Source organism: Aphanizomenon flos-aquae FACHB-1287, from assembly GCF_014698755.1.
Lineage (GTDB): Bacteria > Cyanobacteriota > Cyanobacteriia > Cyanobacteriales > Nostocaceae > Dolichospermum > Dolichospermum flosaquae.
Genome location: NZ_JACJTO010000024.1, coordinates 19,987 through 36,736, shown reverse-complemented (window position 1 = coordinate 36,736; position 16,750 = coordinate 19,987). Strand labels below are relative to the sequence as shown.

Annotated in this window: 15 protein-coding genes; 8 read left to right on the top strand and 7 right to left on the bottom strand. The window is 37.7% G+C overall.

The window, feature by feature from the left end:
- Positions 1 to 184 precede the first annotated feature (184 nt).
- A complete protein-coding gene (locus H6G44_RS12610) occupies positions 185 to 730 on the bottom strand; it encodes a DUF721 domain-containing protein (RefSeq protein WP_190386891.1) in 546 nt (181 codons plus the stop codon).
- Between the two features lie 169 nt (positions 731 to 899).
- On the opposite strand from H6G44_RS12610, the gene H6G44_RS12605 reads away from it, so the two are divergent.
- The 5 genes from H6G44_RS12605 to H6G44_RS12585 all read left to right on the top strand — a co-directional run bounded on the left by H6G44_RS12605 (position 900) and on the right by H6G44_RS12585 (position 5,740).
- The gene (locus H6G44_RS12605) at positions 900 to 2,021 is read left to right on the top strand and encodes a hypothetical protein (RefSeq protein ID WP_190386892.1); all 1,122 of its coding nucleotides are present in this window, start codon (positions 900 to 902) and stop codon (positions 2,019 to 2,021) included.
- A gap of 157 nt (positions 2,022 to 2,178) precedes the next feature.
- The gene (locus H6G44_RS12600; RefSeq protein WP_190386893.1) at positions 2,179 to 2,889 is read left to right on the top strand and encodes a PspA/IM30 family protein; all 711 of its coding nucleotides are present in this window, start codon (positions 2,179 to 2,181) and stop codon (positions 2,887 to 2,889) included.
- Positions 2,890 to 3,049: 160 nt separating this feature from the next.
- A complete protein-coding gene (locus tag H6G44_RS12595; RefSeq protein ID WP_190386894.1) occupies positions 3,050 to 3,829 on the top strand; it encodes a PspA/IM30 family protein in 780 nt (259 codons plus the stop codon).
- A gap of 321 nt (positions 3,830 to 4,150) precedes the next feature.
- Complete coding sequence (locus H6G44_RS12590) at positions 4,151 to 4,483, top strand: thioredoxin family protein (protein ID WP_190386895.1); 333 nt, start codon at positions 4,151 to 4,153, stop codon at positions 4,481 to 4,483.
- Between the two features lie 75 nt (positions 4,484 to 4,558).
- A complete protein-coding gene (locus H6G44_RS12585) occupies positions 4,559 to 5,740 on the top strand; it encodes an LL-diaminopimelate aminotransferase (RefSeq protein WP_190386896.1) in 1,182 nt (393 codons plus the stop codon).
- Positions 5,741 to 5,930: 190 nt separating this feature from the next.
- On the opposite strand, the gene H6G44_RS12580 is transcribed toward H6G44_RS12585, so the two are convergent.
- From H6G44_RS12580 to H6G44_RS12570, 3 genes are all read right to left on the bottom strand, one after another.
- Positions 5,931 to 7,178 (bottom strand): DUF4912 domain-containing protein, encoded by a 1,248-nt coding sequence (locus H6G44_RS12580; protein ID WP_190386897.1) that lies wholly within the window; start codon positions 7,176 to 7,178, stop codon positions 5,931 to 5,933.
- A gap of 415 nt (positions 7,179 to 7,593) precedes the next feature.
- Positions 7,594 to 9,879: an IMS domain-containing protein gene (locus H6G44_RS12575; RefSeq protein WP_190386898.1), complete on the bottom strand. Its 2,286-nt coding sequence runs from the start codon at positions 9,877 to 9,879 to the stop codon at positions 7,594 to 7,596.
- A 265-nt stretch (positions 9,880 to 10,144) separates the two neighbouring features.
- The gene (locus H6G44_RS12570) at positions 10,145 to 10,453 is read right to left on the bottom strand and encodes a DUF3067 family protein (RefSeq protein WP_190386899.1); all 309 of its coding nucleotides are present in this window, start codon (positions 10,451 to 10,453) and stop codon (positions 10,145 to 10,147) included.
- A 295-nt stretch (positions 10,454 to 10,748) separates the two neighbouring features.
- Between H6G44_RS12570 and petC the strand changes: the two genes are divergently transcribed.
- The 3 genes from petC to H6G44_RS12555 all read left to right on the top strand — a co-directional run bounded on the left by petC (position 10,749) and on the right by H6G44_RS12555 (position 13,285).
- Complete coding sequence (petC, locus tag H6G44_RS12565) at positions 10,749 to 11,288, top strand: cytochrome b6-f complex iron-sulfur subunit (protein WP_190386900.1); 540 nt, start codon at positions 10,749 to 10,751, stop codon at positions 11,286 to 11,288.
- A 117-nt stretch (positions 11,289 to 11,405) separates the two neighbouring features.
- Positions 11,406 to 12,407 (top strand): cytochrome f, encoded by a 1,002-nt coding sequence (gene petA / locus H6G44_RS12560; RefSeq protein ID WP_190386901.1) that lies wholly within the window; start codon positions 11,406 to 11,408, stop codon positions 12,405 to 12,407.
- Between the two features lie 101 nt (positions 12,408 to 12,508).
- On the top strand, positions 12,509 to 13,285 hold the full coding sequence (locus H6G44_RS12555) for a glucosamine-6-phosphate deaminase (RefSeq protein ID WP_190386902.1): 777 nt from the start codon (positions 12,509 to 12,511) through the stop codon (positions 13,283 to 13,285).
- Positions 13,286 to 13,334: 49 nt separating this feature from the next.
- On the opposite strand, the gene H6G44_RS12550 is transcribed toward H6G44_RS12555, so the two are convergent.
- The 3 genes from H6G44_RS12550 to H6G44_RS12540 form a co-directional block, all read right to left on the bottom strand.
- Positions 13,335 to 14,036, bottom strand: a complete 702-nt coding sequence (locus H6G44_RS12550) for a DevA family ABC transporter ATP-binding protein (RefSeq protein WP_190386903.1) — start codon at positions 14,034 to 14,036, stop codon at positions 13,335 to 13,337.
- A gap of 3 nt (positions 14,037 to 14,039) precedes the next feature.
- Positions 14,040 to 15,215, bottom strand: coding sequence for an ABC transporter permease DevC (gene devC, locus H6G44_RS12545; RefSeq protein ID WP_190386904.1), 1,176 nt, complete (start codon positions 15,213 to 15,215; stop codon positions 14,040 to 14,042).
- Between the two features lie 75 nt (positions 15,216 to 15,290).
- Positions 15,291 to 16,493, bottom strand: coding sequence for an ABC exporter membrane fusion protein (locus tag H6G44_RS12540; protein ID WP_190386905.1), 1,203 nt, complete (start codon positions 16,491 to 16,493; stop codon positions 15,291 to 15,293).
- Positions 16,494 to 16,750: the final 257 nt, after the last annotated feature.

Genomic DNA, 16,750 nt, shown 5'->3' with positions numbered 1-16,750 from the left:
ATTATCGGAGTGTCCACATACTTGATATTGTCTAAAACCTATTGGGGATCAAGATTAAAAGTTTTATTTTAGATTTACTTTAGATTTACTAATCTTAAAAAATCATCCTTTGGATAGATTTAAAATCAGTCCCTAATGTCCAAATGTATTAAATAATTAAACATCCGAACTAACGGCCGATTATCTAAACCAACAGCTTAGTCACACAAAGGGAACAAACATTCCAGCGTTCAAGTTCACCCGGTGGGGTAGGACATTGACATTGGGGACATAAAGGCAGATAATGTGATCGCATTTGCATCATCTTAGCCCAATTCTCAAACGTACCCAGAGCATTATCTAAATTAGGTATTACCAACTTCTCAGGGGCCAGATCATCCGCTACATAACTAGGATGTTCCGAGGCCGAAACTGTTGGTTGTGTTTCCGTTCTTGATGAATTTTTCCACTCCGCTGTCGAAAATCGAATATCCACCAAAGACGTAGATAAGTGGTTGTTTAATTTCTTCAGTATATTTTTCCGTGCAAAAGTCAAATTTTGTGACCAAGCAGCGCTAGAAGTTGCTACCCACACTACATCACGTTGAATTGATAAAGGACGCGTTTGATCAGCAACCGGAGTTCCCACCACCTCTACCCAACACTTCAGTAACCGGGGAAATACTTGTTCTTGCCATATTTCTGAACGTTGAATATTTCCTAAAACCTGATTAATTGATTTAAAAGACATATTTGAGTATTTTTGTCGTGTTCTCTTTTAAGACAAAAAAGGCCTGTTATCAGCTATACTTCTAACTAATAACTTAAGTAAAATAGCTGAACACTCACAAACAATTTTTGCTAGTCTAATATTACATTAAAAAATAATTTAATCATCTACCCTGACACCCTCTTAAACAATGAATCAAAATTCCCTTGTAGATTCTGCAAAATCCTCCCCAACAGGAGGCCTAAACCCTGTCTTGACTCAAGCACTGGCCAGTTTAGAAGTACAATTAGAGCAAGAATTAACCAGATATAGACGCACACGCAAAAATCCTAGAAAACAACCATCAGAAAGCGTAAAAAATTACGCTAAACAGATGAAAACAGACCTGTTGAATATTCAACTACCAACAGTTCCTCCCATAGTTATTTCTCCAGAAAATCCCTTATTGACCACGGAGACCACAGAAGAAACCCCTATCCCTGTAAATTTAGAAAAATCCAGTAGCAGTATAGTTCCCACCACAATTCAACCCCTTGAAAATCAAACCCTCTTCACCGCAAATGACTCCACTAAACCACCAGATGATTATTTAGAATCTAGTGAAGCACTATTACGGAGTTTGACACCAGAAACATCACAAACTCAAACTCCTAGTTCTCCCGAATCCCATGATAGAATCTTATCACCTATGGGTATTGGTTCAATATTGTTGTTATTACTGTCAAGTTTAACCTTAGGCTATGTAGTCTTCAATCCCCAAAATTTCCCTAAGTTAAATTTTGATAAATTAATTAATAGTAATTCCTCAAAAACTGCGGAAAATACGGAAGTAACAGAAAAAAATTCTCAACCAAATAGCCAAGTACAAAATACTCCCATAGCCAAATATCCTAATTTAGCAACCCAAGAATTTCGAGAAGTCAGAGATCCTAAAGATGTCGTAGATTTAACACCTAAAGCTAAACCTACCTCCCAAATTATACCAACTCCTCCAGCTATTCAACCAGCTATAACTCCATTATCGAACTTTTACCCTCTTCCTACTCTTTCCACACCTTTACCAAAGTCTACAACCATTCCGTCAGCCCTTCCAGAAGATGTTAAACCCTCAGCCAATGGGTACTATTACATTATTGCTGATAATCAAGGTAATAACGCTTTTAAAGCAGCAAAGCAACTAGTTCCTGATGCTTATTTATCACCAAACAAAAAATTTATTTATCTAGGTGCCCTGAAAACCAAGGATGATATTAAGCGGAGATTGCAAGAACTACAGGCAAAAGGAATCAAAGCTCGCTTACAGCAGCCCTGATCAAAAAACCTAAAGATAAGGTACAAAATTGAATCATGAAACTCTTGTGGGGCGGGCATCTTGCCCGCTAGATATGTACATCATAACACCGGGAAGTGCTGTAAGATAGCAATCAAGCAATCCTCAAAGTCCGGTAAATGGTCAAGGTAGAACCAAAATGGAACTGATTAACCGTATTCTGCGGGTGATTCGCGCTAATTTCAATAATTTAGTCACCAATGCAGAAGACCCAGAAACAATTCTGGAAAAAGCTTTCATAGAAATGCAAGATAACTTGGTACAATTACGTCAGGGGGTAGCTCAAGCCATTGCCACCCAAAAGCGCACAGAACGCCAAGCAGCAGCCGGAGAGTCTAAATCTCAAGAATATTATCGTCAGGCTGAATTAGCCCTCCAGCAGGGTAATGAATCACTCGCACGGGAAGCCCTCAGCAAACGCAAATTCTACCAAGAAACCACTAAAACCTTAATCAACCAAATTCAGCAGCAAAAAAATGTAGTCACCAAATTGAAGCAAGATATGCAGATATTAGAGTTAAAATTGGCTGAGGTAAAAACTAAAAAAGATATGTATATTGCCCGTGCCCGTTCAGCAGAAGCTGCTTATTTGCTGCAAGAAATCTTGACTGGTAATTCTACTATATCTAGTTCGGGTGCATTAGAACGAATGGAGGAAAAAGTTTTACAGATAGAAGCAAAATCAGAAGTTATTGGTATAATGGGTAGTGATGATCTGGAAAAACGATTTGCATCTTTAGATTCTCATAGTGATATTGATACAGAACTGGTAACAATGAAAAATTATATGCTAGATCAAGGAAAACATTCTCAACCAGATCAGAATTTACCCAAAACATCCGAACTATAAGTTTACTTAGTTAATATAGCTAATTGATAGGTTGATGATTCACAATAGAAAAAAATACTAGTTCAGCCAGGAAAAACTACATTAGCATCGGTAGCTATTAAGTAGTAGGAAAGCTAACTATCTAACCAAGAGTGTAAACCTCAAAAGGAAAAATAAATTTATGGGATTATTTGATCGTCTTAAACGGGTAGTTGGTGCTAATCTCAACGATTTAGTCAGTAAAGCCGAAGATCCAGAAAAAATGCTCGAACAAGCCCTCTTGGAAATGCAAGAGGACATGGTAAAATTGCGTCAAGGCGCAGCCCAAGCCATAGCATCTCAAAAACGGACTGAAAAACAGTACCAAGACGCTGTGAATGAAGTCAATAAATGGCAGCGTAACGCCCAACTCGCTATTCAAAAAGGTGATGAGAGTCTAGCGCGTCAAGCCTTAGAACGCAAAAAAACTTATAATGATACAAGTGTAGTTTTAAAAACTAGTCTAGAACAACAAAACGTTCAGGTAGAAGGTCTGAAAAAGAATTTAATACAGTTGGAGAGCAAAATTTCTGAAGCTAAAACTAAGAAAGAAATGCTCAAAGCTCGAATTACCGCAGCCAAAGCCCAAGAACAATTGGGAAATATGGTGAGCGGAATGAGTACCAACAGTGCTATGTCCGCTTTTGAGCGCATGGAAGAAAAAGTATTAATGCAAGAAGCTAAATCTCAGGCTGTATCCGAGTTAGTCAGTACAGATTTAAATAGCCAATTTGCAAGATTAGAATCTAGTAGTGATATTGATGATGAATTAGCTATGTTGATAGAAGGATCTAAACAAAATACACTACCTCCAGCACAACCAAGCACTACAACTCCAGCACAACCAACTAATACAGCTAAAGCGATTCAACCAGTTGATGCTGAATTAGAAGCACTTAGGAAACAATTAGATAATATGTAGTTTTTACAGACAAATTAATTCAGATCATCCCACATATAAAATTGTGGGATTCTGCTTAATTTTGACAAAAAGTGTATTAGTCAATATTTAACAATCTAAAATCCCAAATCAGATCACAACTGACTCTCAGATTGGGATAAAGTATTTTATAAACCAACTTGATTAATTTGTGTCTGTTGCACAATCGGAGTATGAACATCAAAAAATTGATTTGTCTAACTCTTACTCTCCGCACCTGGAGAGACTCTGCGTGTTAGCGAAGCTCGATAAATTCATACTTTCTTTATCAACAGCAATTTATACTAATTTATGGAGAATACAATGGAAAATGGTGTAATTATTATCACTGATGCTGAATTTGAAACAGAAGTTTTAAAAGCCGAGAAGCCTGTATTAGTATATTTTTGGGCTTCCTGGTGTGGTCCTTGTCAATTGATGTCACCCGTGATTAAATCGGCTGCGACAGCTTATAGCGATTTAAAAATTGTTAAGATGGAAGCTGATCCTAATCCGGTCACTGTTAAGCAATATCAAGTAGAAGGTCTTCCCGCTCTGAGGTTGCTAAAAGGGGGAAAAGTATTAGAATCTACGGAAGGAGCAATTTCTAAAGATAAATTACTCGGTCTTTTAGGAAAGCATTTAATCAATAACTAGTTACCAGTGAGTAATCAAAACTCCATAATTTTTGATTACTCACTCGTGACCAACGACCAATAAATAATCATTAAAATGCAATTTGCGAATCGGTTACAACCTTTAAAATCTAATGTATTTGCGGACATGGATACAGCCAAGACCATAGCTTTGGCTGCTGGAAGAGAATTAATTGATTTGTCCTTGGGTTCTTCAGATTTACCGGTCGAGAATCACGTCATTGAAGCGATTGCTCAATCTCTCCATGATCCTAGCACCCATGGTTATTTATTATTTCGTGGTACTCAAAATTTTCGTCAAGCTGCGGCCCAATGGTATGAACAAAAATTTGGTATCTCAGTTAACCCAGAAACGGAAGTTTTACCCCTAATTGGTTCTCAAGAGGGAACAGCCCATTTACCCCTAGCCGTGCTGAATCCCGGCGATTTTGCGTTATTATTAGATCCTGGATATCCTTCTCATGCAGGTGGGGTATACTTGGCTAATGGTCAGATTTATCCTATGCCATTAAAACCAGAGAATAATTTTTTACCAGTTTTTAGTGATATTCCCGTCACTGTTTTAGCTCAGTCACGGTTGATGGTTTTAAGTTATCCTCATAATCCTACCAGTGCGATCGCACCTTTATCCTTTTTTCAAGAAGCTGTAGCCTTTTGTCAAAAAAATAACATAGTTCTTGTCCATGATTTCCCCTACGTAGATTTAGTTTTCACGGAAACCGCAAATCTAAAATCTCCAGTCCCCTCGATTTTGCAAGCTGACCCCGAAAAAAGCGTTTCTATTGAATTTTTTACCCTGTCTAAGTCTTATAATATGGGTGGCTTCCGCATTGGTTATGCAATTGGGAATCCACAATTAATTCAAGCCCTCAAACAAATCAAGGCCTGCATTGATTTTAATCAATATTTGGGAATTTTGAACGGAGCGATCGCTGCCCTCACCGGATCTCAAGAAGGTATAAAATCATCTTTAAACATTTTTCGTCAACGACGTGACACTTTTGTAAAAGCCTTACATAGTATAGGCTGGAACGTTCCCGCACCAGAAGCGACAATGTATATTTGGGCAAAATTACCTACAGAATGGAGTCATAATTCCAGGGAATTTTGCACTGAATTAGTTAAAAAAACAGGTGTAGCAGCTTCTCCAGGTATCGGCTTTGGTAAATTCGGAGAAGGATACGTTCGCTTCGCATTAGTACAAAAACCAGAAATATTAAAAACCGCTGTAGAGAGAATTGCCGAGTTTCTGAATTAAAGTACAAACTGGTGCAAATTTAAAACCGCACATTTTCTATTTTTGCGCGAAATAAAAGCCCCAATTACACCATACCAAAATTTATAAAGTTTGTTAAAGTTGTTTGTTTTTTCAATAAAAAACCCACTACAGCAATACTATAGCGGGTAAAATAACAGTTGCAGTTATAGTTAATCTTCAGATAGAGCAATTATGCAAACCATTCCAGAACAGCTTCATCTTTAGTATTAGTATGACGTGAAGGGGTTTCTCGCTCAAACTTCATGTGAATAGAACGAGATTGTTCACCATCAGCCGCAACAGCTACAATTGGATAGTCAATCAAACCATCTTGGAAAGACATTTGGAAGCGGAATGTACCATCAGAATTAAGTTTAATGGGACGACCACCAATAGTCACATTGGCATCAGGTTCAGTTGCACCGTAAACAATCAATTCAGCATCAGCAACTAACCAGAATTTGCGAGGACGCGTGGGAACAGCGGAAGCAGAGAAACCAGACATTCCCACACCGGACATAGTTAAACCAGATACAGTAGGAATAGCCCACATACCCACACCGGATGGGAAAACATAGGAACTGATAGCTTGTTCAGGAGCAGCAGAACCAGGAACGTGCTGCATAGAACCGAATAGAGAACCTGCTACCCGTTGAGCTTCAGCGGATTCCGCTAGATCAAAGATTTGTTCATAAATGGGGTTCCCATCACCAGCAGCCGCAGCAGCGATAATTGATAATTTTTTGGCTGGAGGAACTAGTTCATAGTAGGTCTTAGCACGTAGGTCTTCTTCAAAATCTACAGTGATAAAGACATCTTCAATCCAATCAGAAGGATAAACAGGGGGAATATGCACCCTAGCGGAACGCGCTAATACTAGCCAACCACCATTAGCGGTGCGATAACCGATATCTATCACATAATCACGATCGCTCACGGGAATTGGCAAGTACCATTCTCTGGCTAGTTCATCCGCAGGGTATTCTTGAATACTGTGGGGGCTTTGGTATTCTAGATCAATGTCGGTAACATCATAAATCCGCAATGCTAGGGTTTGTCCACCTTGACGACGAATTGCTTCTTTATGGTCGTTAGGAATATCCCAATAAGTATAAGCCCATTGAGGGTCACGGGGTAATAGAACAATCCGACTATCACCATAACCTGCAGGTAAATCCGTTAGTGCTTCATCAACATCAGCTAGAGAACCACCAGTTAGATCTTCTTGACCTAATTCAAATTTTGCTGCTTCCACTGTTTTTTGTGCCTCCAAATTAGGGGATGAACTGAGCGAGAATTTACTATTTTGAACGTCTTCAATTGATGCTAATAACTGCGATTTACGCATTCTGCTATAGCGAGATATGGAATACTCACTGGCAACTTTGCGTAATTGCCTTAGGGTCATCTCTTCTAGTGGTGGGCGTTCTTTTGCCATGAATTTGGACTCCAGTAGTTTACAAGGTAAATTATTTTTCCCGGGTTAAAAAGAGTTTGATTAAATATCATCTACCCAGATTTTTTTATTACTGACTCCTAGACAAAACCCAGTTTTAAATTTGTTTACTGTCTGTTTTTTTTATTGATATCTCAACCTCTCTCAATTCCTACTTTGAGGATTGCGAGGGGTTGTTAAGTAAATATTAACCAGTAAAACTATCTAGGGATCAAGGGGTCTAAAGATAGGTTTTACTCTATTTTACGTAGTTATCAGGGTTGCGGGGATCGTTTTGTCATGAAATCTTAATATAACGGTTTTGAATAGGGAATTCGTGTCAAGATTTGATGACATTTATCGTCAGAAATAAGAAATAGGAATAGATTTAACAACCAACAACTGACCACTAGACCAATCATAAAAATGTGTGAATTACCGACATTCGCAGAATTAGCCATTTACCTTCTTTATGAATCAAATCATAGCGAACACGCAATGTTTCATCAGAGGACTTTTTCTGCTGACTATTTTGATAGAACTTGGTAACTTCTTGTACTTTAGCGTCTATTGATATATTATCTTCATCTATGCCTTTTTTAGAGATAGCTACTATTTCTACATTATGCTTATAATGACGATAGCGGTTACTTTCTTGTTCCTGCTGGGCTACTGAAAGCCATTGGGATAAAACCTTACCCGTTAAAATTTCATTTAAAGCATCAATGTCATGATTTGGCCCTAAAGCTGCGGTTTTTGCTGATAACCAAGTTTCAATTACTTTCTTTGCTGTCTCCTTTGTCAGTTCTTTGTCGCTTAATTCCTCCTGAGTATTAGGATCAGGAATAGGAATTGGTGGTTGACTTAGTTCTATTGCTAACTGTTGTCCCCTTAATGATGGACTGGGAAAGAAGATATTTTTTACCAAGCTAAAAGTTGTTGACACTAGTAGGGAAAAAATTAATACCCCTCCCAATAAAAAGAAAACCAGCCATACTAAGCGTGTCTTTGGATCTAGGCGACTGAGAAAATTAGTTTGAGACCTTATAAACCGCCGGAAAAGATTATTAGCAAGGGGTTTGCGCCTTCTACGAGGGGGCTGGTGGTTTGTTGCGGGGCTTGAATGACCATTGCTTGGCTGTGGTCTTTTGTGGGGGGTTGTTACCGTTGGTGGTATTTGTGATGCTTGATTTCCCGCACTTCTATTTGCTGGTTGACGATTCCAGCGGGGTATGGAATCTTGGGTAGATTCAGATTCAGGACTAGAATGGGTTACTGGTAACTCAGGATTAGCTGGTTGGTGATCATGTTCCTGTTTTTGTGTGGTGTTACTAGTATGGTAGTGGAAATGATGAAGATCTGATTGGAGAAAGGATTGATGATTAATTGCAGCCCATTCATTAGTGATTTGGGCATCAGTGGGCAAAGATTCTAGATAAGCTTGTACTTGTCTATCAGCAAAGTAATCTCTTAAAGAGGCTTGCTGTTTGGCCAAATCCCGAAAATGGGGGAATACTTCTTGCTGTAACCATTGTTCACTATATAAACACAGTCCGGGTAATAGATCTGGTGAATCTTGGGATTTTTCCCGAATAAAAGCTAAGGCCTCATATTCTTGACTTAGTTCTAAAACCCGGGTAGATTCTTCCGTTTGTCCCATAAGCAAAGCACAAAGGGATTGTTCCAAGTGCACATCTTGGCGTTTACCTAATTGCATTAACATTTGCTTGGCTTGGCGAATTAAAGCTGGTTGGCGTTGAGCAAAACCTCTGGCAATTAAGGAGTATACTGCTAAATATATCGCAACTGGCGAAGGTCGTTTACTTTCTAATTCAAAGAGCTTATGTTGTTCCGCTACTGTTAAATAATGGCGAATTTGTTGGATAAATCGTAAAAAATCATCTATATTCAACCCAGATTGATCATTACCAGTTCCATCAATTCCACCACGGTCTTCCAAGATACTCTGTAATAGTTCTAACCCCTGCCGACGTTTGGGAATCTCTATTTGCGGTAGTGCCAATAGTTCCAAAATGCGATAGGGGCGAAGTTTGTAAAGATCAGCAGTCATTTCGGCGCGGACACTGGGAAATAATCCTTCCCGCGCTAATAGTTCTTCACCCGTTTCTAAAGATACTGCTGCATTTTCATAGTGACCTTGCTGCCATTCTTCCCGTCCTAGTTCTAGACAAGCTAGGGAGACAGTGAGGATAATATCTGGTAAGTCTGGGTGATCGGGAATTTGTGACCGGGTAACAGAATGATCTGTTTTCAGGTTAACTGGACTAGATTTATTAACCAAGTACGGGCGACCCAGTTTTAATACTAATTCATATTCTCCTAGCTCTTGGAGAATTAACAAAGAGCCAATAAATTGCTCCGGGGTGATTTCAATGCTGAGACTTTGAGCATCTTGATCCTTGGAGTTACTATCTGGTAGGGTTTCCGGTGGAACTTGATCAGCAGTTGTATTAGGAGTATAAACGTGAGCTAGATAAAGCTGATCATAGGACTTGCGCTTTTCGGTGTCTAATAAGACCATATAAGCTTCTTCAATCAGCCTCTTACGAGAGGATATAGATGTAATCGAATATTCCCGTCGTGGCAATTGGGCAATGCGATCGCTGTATGCCTGTCGCAATTGTTCCTCATTGGCCGCCAACGGTAATCCTAGAATTCGGTAATAATCGAGCGGAATTCGCACAGCTTACGTCCCCTGCACTGTGTTATCGTAGCTTATCGTAAAAATTAACATAATTTACCCGGACTGTTCTAGGCTTCTAAAACCGTCTCATAATCATAGCCTGATTAATACCGTGTTGACCTAGTACAATAAGTGTAAATAGTAACGGAAATCTGATTTTTTACCGTTAATGTTTTTATATCTTGAGTTTCAGGTCGCTAAATCGGCAGTTGGGAGTCAGGAGTAAAATTTGATTACCTGTTACCTATTGCCGATTGCCTAATTCTTAAACAATCCATTCTGATGCTCGTTCACCCAAATCCAGGGGGATGCTAACTGCTTTGCCAAGACGTGGACGTTCTTTAGTTTCGGTAATAAAAGTTTGTACTTGTTGTGTTCCTCCTAAAGCGTTTAAATAATTAGCAATGCTGTCGAGATGATCTTGGTAATCTGTCTCACTCAAGGGGAAAGAAACTTGTCCAAAATATTTCCACATGATTTGTAGGAATATTTTCCCCTGGGTGCGACGAAACTGGAGATCATAAGCTTGTCCCCATTTATTAATCAACAGTTGACGTAATTCCCTTCCGGTCATAGCAATTTTAGTCCGTTGTCAGTTGTCCATTGTCCGTTGTTAAGAAGTTTCCTCCTATTCCCTATTCCCTGGGCTTATCTAGATTTTACATTTAGTTATGATATTAAGTTCCGTGACTCCAGTATGATAAGGATATAAAGAAATGTAATGCTAACAGAAAAGATGCTCACTATGTCTTGCAACTAAGAAGTATGGCATCGCTGTGAGCGTTATTGTTTCGATTCAGATAAGAGTTACTCAAGTGCTGGTACTCTTATCAAAATGATTAATAAATTACACAAACAGCGCGGAGATTATGGCTCAATTTTCTGAATCAGCAGACGTTCCCGATATGGGTCGTCGTCAGTTTATGAACCTGCTCACTTTTGGGACTGTTACCGGAGTGGCTTTGGGTGCATTGTACCCTGTTGTTAACTACTTTATCCCTCCTGCGGCCGTTGGTGCTGGTGGCGGTACAGTAGCCAAAAACGAATTGGGTAATGATGTTAGTGTTAGTCAATTTCTGGATGGCCATAATGTAGGCGATCGCACTTTGGTGCAAGGACTCAAGGGAGATCCTACGTATATTGTAGTGGAAAGTAAAGAAGCGATCGCTGATTACGGGATTAATGCTATTTGTACCCACTTAGGTTGTGTTGTTCCTTGGAATGTGGCTGAAAATAAGTTTAAATGCCCTTGTCATGGTTCACAATATGACGCTACTGGTAAAGTAATTCGCGGTCCTGCACCCAAATCCTTACCTCTGGCTCATGCAAAAGTGACAGACGACAAAATTCTGTTAACACCTTGGACAGAAACCGATTTCCGCACTGGGGATGCCGCTTGGTGGGCTTAAATAGTGCAAAAGTTATTAGTCTCAAGTCAACAATCTAGGGCTTTTAATCAACTCTTGACTACTGACAACTGACCAATGACAACTGACCAATAACCACTGACAAATGACTTTATAGAGATGAGAAATGCCCTTACACCTACGAGGTTAACTCGTACTGCTAAAGCAACGTTCAAAACATTGCTAATAGCGATCGCTACTGTTACCTTTTTCTTCACTAGCGATATAGTCGTACCACAAACTGCTGCCGCCTATCCATTCTGGGCTCAGGAAACCGCTCCTGCAACCCCCCGCGAGGCTACAGGCCGAATTGTTTGCGCTAACTGTCACCTAGCGGCTAAACCCACAGAATTGGAAGTTCCTCAATCTGTGCTACCTGATACTGTATTTAAAGCCGTTGTCAAAATTCCTTATGATCCTAGTGTGGAACAAGTGGGCGCTGATGGTTCTAAGGTGGGCTTAAATGTTGGTGCTGTATTAATGTTGCCCGAAGGCTTCAAGATTGCCCCAGAAGACCGTATTTCTGAAGAAATGAAGAAAGAAGTGGGTGATATGACATTCACTCCTTACAATGATGAAACAGATAATGTTTTTATTGTTGGTCCATTACCCGGTGAGGAATATCAAGAAATTGTCTTCCCGGTTCTTTCTCCTAACCCCGCTACAGACAAAAATATCCACTTTGGCAAATACTCTGTTCATGTAGGCGGTAATCGCGGACGTGGACAAGTTTACCCCACAGGTGAAAAAAGCAATAATAACCTATTCAACGCTTCTGTTGCCGGTACAATTAGCAAAATTGCTCAATCAGAAGATGAAGACGGTAATGTGAAGAATCTGATTAGCATCACAACTGCAACTGGTGATGTTGTTACTGATACAGTTCCTGTGGGACCTGAATTAGTTGTAACTGAAGGACAAGCAGTAGTAATTGGTGATGCTTTGACTAATAACCCCAATGTTGGCGGTTTTGGTCAAAAAGACGCAGAAATCGTTTTACAAGACTCTTCTCGAGTTGCATGGTTAGTTGCTTTTATCTGTTTAGTAATGTTGGCACAAGTAATGCTAGTTCTCAAGAAGAAACAAGTAGAAAAAGTCCAAGCTGCGGAAATGAATTTCTAAAGCAAATTCTTTGCTAAATTATCAGTTATTTGACAGGCTTTTTGCCTGTCTTTTTTTATAATTGGTAATTGGTGATTGATATGGGTAATTGGGAGTAACAAATGATAAAATCTAGAAGGTCTGTTAATGTTGATCGTTTGTTGGTGGAGATTTACAATTCAGAAGCGGAAATGTCGGAAAGTGTGGCTAAAATCACACATCAGTATTTACAAAATCTGCTCAATAAACAGGATAAAGTGGCAATTTTATTAGCTACAGGTAATTCCCAAATTCGATTTTTAGATGCTTTAATTGAGTTAGGGGAAATAGATTGGTCACGGATAATTTTATTTCATTTAGATGAATATTTGGGAATTGCATCAGATCATCCTGGGAGTTTTCGTCGTTATTTACGGGAACGGGTAGAAGAAAAGGTATGTCCTCACAGATTTTATTATATAACAGGGGATACATTACAACCAATAGCTGAGTGCGATCGCTATGCTCAACTTTTAGAAAATCAACCGATAGACTTATGTTGTTTAGGTATTGGAGAAAATGGACATTTGGCATTTAATGATCCAGCAGTGGCAAATTTTCAGGACATCTCTAAAATTAAACTTGTTAAATTGGATAATGTCAACCGTCAACAACAAGTAAATACAGGATATTTTGCTAATTTACTAGATGTTCCCCAATACGCATTTACTGTAACTATTCCCATGATTTGCAGTGCTAAAAAAATAATTTGTTTAGCACCAACAAACAGAAAAGCTGAGGTAGTTAAAACTATGTTGACGGGAGATATTACTACTAATTGTCCAGCTTCTATTTTACGTCAACAACCCCAAGCTACTTTATTTTTAGATGCTAATTCAGCTAGTTTATTAACTTATTAAATAACTAGACATAGGAAGGTATCTGACTTTTTTGATCAGTCAGATATCTCTATGTGAGTTGCTGCATTAAACGACCATCTTCCATAGTAATGATTCTGTCAGCAATATCTAAAATCCGGTTATCGTGGGTGACAATTAAAATAGTACAATTTTGTTCTTTTGCTAATTGCTGCATTAAATTAACCACATCTCGTCCTGATTTACTATCTAAAGCAGCCGTAGGTTCATCAGCTAATACTAACTTAGGATGACTCACTAGAGCGCGAGCAATAGCTACCCGTTGTTTTTGTCCTCCAGAAAGATCAGAAGGATAATAATTAATTCTATCTCCTAATTTTACAGCATTGAGCATTGTTTCTGATTGGATATAAGATTCCCATGAAGAAATATCATTTTGTAATTCCAAAGACATTTGAACATTTTGCATAGCTGTGAGGAAATCTAATAAATTATGCGCTTGAAAAATATAGCCAATTTGACGACGAACCTGTACTAATTCTTCCCGACTAGCGCCGAATAATTCCTGTCCATTAAATTGTAAACTTCCCTCTTGTACAGAACGTAAACCTCCAATTAATGTTAATAAAGTAGTTTTTCCTGAACCAGATGGTCCAGTCATAATCACAATTTCTCCAGGTTTGATAGTCAAATTAATCTCAAATAAAGTCTGAGTAAGTAATTTACTATGACCAAAGTAATGATTAAGATTTGTGATTTCTAAAATATTAGGAGAAGGTAAATATTGGATCATGAGTTAATTAAATATTTCCGCTGGATCTACCTTACGTAGTTTATTGGTAGAAAAGAAACCAGAAGTTAAGCACATAACAATCACAGAAATAAATACTAATAATCCCTTATTTAGATCCATAACAATTGGTAATTTAGTTGCATTTTTAGCAATATCATATAGTCCTAAAGAGATAGCAAAACCGGGAATGTAACCCAAAATAGCTAAAATTACAGCTTGTTGAAATACGACATTTAAAAGATATTTATTCCTAAATCCCATAGCTTTGAGTGTAGCAAATTGGACAATATGAGTTGATATATTACTATAAAGGATTTGATAAACGACAATTACACCGACAACAAAACCCATCATTACCATTAAATTAAATACAAATCCAATTGGTGTTCTTAATGTCCAATAGCTTTTTTCAAAGTCAATAAATTCTTGGCGTGTCATTACCGTGACATCCTTTGGTAAACTATTAGATAAAGTTGTGAGAATTGCTTGGGGGTTAACATTAGGTTTTAGATGAATTAAGCCTATATCTATTTGATTTGATCTATGTTCTGGAAAGATATTAAAAAAAGTAGAAGAACTAACTATTAAATTACCATCCACACCAAAGGAAGGTCCAAGAGTAAATAAACCACTAACTTTAACCTTATAACCAATAGTTCCCAAATAACTAAATATTTCCATACCTATAGGTTGATTTTTTTGAAAATATTCAGCAATTGGTCCAAATTCTGGCCGGGCTGCGCGGTCAAAAAATACTTGATCAGGAATTTTTAGTAATTGAAAATTTTGATCTACTTCTGGTAATTTAAAGATAGATTTTACCGGATCAAATCCTAGAATGTAAATAGGATATTTGCGGCCATTAATGGGATTTTTGAGTTTAGCAAATTGGACATATAAAGGTTCAACAGATTCTGTGCCGTTAAAACCTAATATTTGATGTAAACGACTGCGAGGAAAGCTTTGAGTAGAAGTTAAAGATTTGTATTGGGAGCTAATTAAAAACAAATCACCTCGCAGGTGTTTATGGACTTGAGTAGCACTAGCATAAAGAGCATCTTGAAACCCAATTTGCATAAACATTAAAACAGAAATAAAAGCAATACCAGCTAATGCTACAAAAAAGCGTACTTTTTGTTTTACCAATTGTAGCCAAGGCAAAGGTATATTTAAAATCATGTTTTTTCCTTGTGGTTATATAAGCACTAAATTTTTTAAATACATCTTATTAATCATCGAAATTATAGTTCAGTTTTATATCTTAATAAGTACCTGTACCTGTAAATTTGTTAAGCTTGAAACTCGTTGATTATCTGCGGGGTTATCAATGCGAATTTTTACATTAACTATTTTGTTATCTGTGTCTGAACCAGGATTAGTATTGAAGATGTTTTGTCTACCAACTTGTAAACCAATATCTGTAACTGTCCCTTTTAATGTTCCTGTAAAAGCTTCACCAGTGATAGTTACTGATTGACCTAAACGAACTTTTTTAATATCAGTTTCATAGACTTCTGCAACTACATACATTTGTTGAGTTTGTCCTAATTCTAATATGCCCTTATTGCCAATTATTTCTCCTGGCCAAGTATTAATTTTTAGCACTTGACCATTAATAGGTGCAAGGATAGAACTTAAATTTAGTTCTGCTTGAGCTTGTTGAACAGATGCTATGGCACTTTTGACATTTGCTTGTGCTAGTTGCAAATCTGTAGGACGAATTTCTGCAATACTAGTAAGTCTAGCTTGAGACTCACTTAACTGTTTTTCTAAAGTTTCTACAGTTCGTTTTAGATTAGCATTAGCTTCATTAAGTTGTTCTTGAACAGTATCCCTGCGTAATTTTTTAGTATCTGTATCAGAAGCAGAAATAGCACCATCTTGATATAATTTCTGATATCGTGTATTTTCGGTTTCTGAATTTTTTAGTTCAGCTTCTAAACGAGAAATTGTAGCTTTTTGAGTAGAAATTGACCCTCGTAATTCAGCTTCTAAACGAGAAATTGTGGCTTTTTGAGCCGAAATATCACCTTCTTTCGCACCTGCTTTTACTTGCTCAAGGTTCGCTTGACTCACTTCTACTTGTCGTTTTGCTTTTTCTAAAACTGCAAGATTAGGGATATAACTATCAAGAACTGCTACTATTTGTCCTTGACGAATTTTGTCTCCTTTTTTCACCAAAAGTTGATTAACTCTGATTCCTGTTTGTGAATTAGGTGCAGAAAGACGAATCACCTCTCCTTGAGGTTCTAAACGTCCTAAAGCCGCAACAGCATTAATTGTAGGTGCTAAACTGGGGAGAATAGGAGATATTTGAGAGGCTGATTTAGAAGGTTTCCAAAAATGTAAAAGGCTATCAATAGATAGTATACTAGTGGCTATAACCCCAGCACTTGCTAACATTATCGGCAATAAACTTATAGGTTTTATTAATGAGTGCTTTTCTTTGTGTACCATAATTTTGTCTTTTAAATTAGGAAATATGACAATATAACTGACTCTAAATACGAGACAGAAAAGCCATAACACTTGATAGCATCTCTTGATAACCTTATCTCTGATATAATAAATATCCAATATCCAAAAAAATACTATTTATCAAAAATTTTGTTAGTTTTGAAAACTTGATTATTCAAACCTACACTTAAATTTCTGATGACAAAAATTATTTACTGAGGTTAATTAACAGGAAATTACATAAAATGCTCAAATAC